Annotated in this window: 3 protein-coding genes; 1 reads left to right on the top strand and 2 read right to left on the bottom strand. The window is 36.4% G+C overall.

Annotation, left to right across the window (positions count from 1 at the left end):
• The first annotated feature begins 304 nt into the window (after positions 1–304).
• Positions 305–859 (top strand): hypothetical protein, encoded by a 555-nt coding sequence (locus AC1DG9_RS26005; protein ID WP_172663422.1) that lies wholly within the window; start codon positions 305–307, stop codon positions 857–859.
• 134 nt (positions 860–993) lie between these two features.
• Here the strand turns inward: AC1DG9_RS26005 and AC1DG9_RS26000 are convergent, their stop codons facing one another.
• Positions 994–1686 (bottom strand): DUF2306 domain-containing protein, encoded by a 693-nt coding sequence (locus AC1DG9_RS26000; protein ID WP_337714954.1) that lies wholly within the window; start codon positions 1684–1686, stop codon positions 994–996.
• 125 nt (positions 1687–1811) lie between these two features.
• A partial coding sequence (locus tag AC1DG9_RS25995) for a helix-turn-helix domain-containing protein (RefSeq protein WP_477635562.1) occupies positions 1812–2522 on the bottom strand: 711 nt, incomplete at its 5' end.

Raw genomic sequence — 2522 nt, 5'->3', positions numbered from 1 at the left:
CATTTGCAGTTATAAAAACAGAGATGGCGGTGAGTAATTTGGTGAGTTGAATTTCCCAGGTCCACTCAGACACTAAACAAGACGGTTTTTAAGCTTAGGTACAAATTCCCCACTCTGCACCAAAAAGGTATCAGAACCGACAAAAAGCCTGCAAATCGCACGAATAGCAGGCATTTTCCTTTTTAGAACATACTATTTAGTGAAAATGCGTAATTTTATCATATGACCTTTTACAAGAAATGTGTTTTGCAGTAAACAAATCACCAATTCTGCCCACAGGATTAACGCGTCTTTAAATATCAATATGGAATCCATAACTATAAAAAGATCAACTCAGCCCTACAGAAGTCTTGTGTGGTTATTTGTGACGTTGATACCAGTTGTCTTGTTTTCCTATGCAATGTTCGAAGCCCATGGAAACAATGATCGTATTGTATTTGGAATTATTGCAATGGTCTTTTTACTTCCTGCGATCGTTGACTTTATTGCAAACAAACTGATTCGGTTAAAAGCAGCAATTATGATATCAGAGCAGGGGCTGATGTTGTCCTCCAGCAAAGGTTTATACGACAGCTTTGCTTTTCTGCAAATATTTCAGTTCCAACGCAAAAAGCTAATTCAATGGCAGAATATCACTGGATTTAGATTATTAGTTCATTATAAGTATCTTACTTCTTATCCAAACGAAGGTGAAGGTACAGCTTCAACAACCTATTCGGTAGCCCAGTATCAGCTCTGTGCTGAAAGTGAAACCAGGAATGAAGACGTCATTTTTTCTGTCCATAATTTAGACAGAACTCCCGATGAAATTCTCATGCATTGTAATGAATTTTTAAAAAAGTATAGGGATAAGATTTGAGGTCACATCAGCTCAGGGGTGTAAATTGTCTATTTCACCAAAGGTGACCAAGAATCATTATCGCCGAAAATACACTAAAGCCCATGCACGGACTGCACTCAATAAAAGCAAAATTACTACATGTATCTGTGATCTCATTTTTTTAATGTTTTACTAAAATTCGGATAAAATTTTGTACTTAAACCGTTCCCCAGAAATTTCGCACTTTTCTTAGGTATCGTTTTTTGAGTTAATTTCGTTGTGATCAAATAGGCAACGAGCAGATTTGGTATCCACGACAACCAGGCTACAATTATATAGGACGTGTCGTAGATACCGATAACTAAAATCAAAATAGGCAGCCAGATTCTTAGTGTAACAGCAGCAAAACAAGCCGCATAACTGTAGATCATCAGTAATTGATGTTTTCCGATTTGTTGTTTCCTGACGGTTAAGTATGCTATTAAGGTGGTACAAAACCAGATTATGCCTAAACAGCTAAATCCAAGTGATGCCCAGAAACCTCCATCCGAAAAAAGCGCTATGTAGAAACCGGAAAGGGAACTGAATAAAGCCGAAACAACATATATTTTTCCAGTAAGCCTGTGTACTTTGATATTTCTGGACCTAAGTTTTGAGCTAAACTGGAGCCATCCCACAAGTAATGCAACCCCTCCAAAAATAATATGTATATAAAAAGCAATATACCAGACGAGGTTGTTTAAAAGCCACTCTGGTTTGTCATTCATTATTCCAACCTTTCCATTTATTAAAAAATATTTAAGTGGATAAAGTCCAATAATAATTGAAAAAAAGCCAAATAAAATCCACAGGATTTTCTTTTTCATATCAGCGTACTATGTTTAAACTAGTGGGTGCTGCAGGTACAGCATCTTCCCAAACATTATGCAACAAAAATGTACACTAGCGGGCAAAAAATGGTTCCACTTTGTAAGGTGGCACCTATTATTGTTTAGATTGTAGCTTGCAGACTTAATTTCTGCTGTTTTAAATAGGTTGTTGGCGACACTCCTATCTTCTTTTTGAAGTTTCTATTAAAGGAAGTTTTAGAATTAAAGCCAACCTCATATGCTAAAGCTAATAAGGTGAATTTATGATTTCCGGGCCGCATCGAAATGAGTTTAAATTCTTCAATTCTAAGTCCATTGACATAATCATAGAAGTTTTTATCTTCCAGTGTATTGATTACCTGAGATAAAGCATTTGGATGGATGTTCAGTCGTTCCGCAAGTTCATTCAAGCTCAGTTCAGGATCTTTAAACAACTTTTCCTGCTGCATTAACTGCGTAACTTGCAAATGTATTTCTGACAAGAGCGTGTACCCCATTGTCGATTTTTGATATTTTACCTTTGTAGTTATTGAAGATTCATCTTCAATGACACCTAATAATCCCATCTCCAAATGGTTAGCAGGTAAAGTAATGACGTTATTGTTGAAAATCCCAACTTGTTTGATGCCAAAATAGCCAATAGACAAAATAAACAGGTCTACTAACGTAAAGGTAGAGATGTCATTGCCCAAGAGAATAGATAACCAGATCAGGGACATGCCGATCATCAGATTTCTTAACCAGTTCAGATTGATCTTTTCCAGATGAGAAACGAGGTTTGAAATATTTTTGCGGTGTCCTTCTATCAGATAAAGCGACATTATGATATAAGC

Source organism: Pedobacter sp. 05L430, from assembly GCF_056397585.1.
The sequence above is the reverse complement of the archived record's forward strand: the minus strand, read 5'-3'. Positions and strand labels throughout refer to the sequence as shown.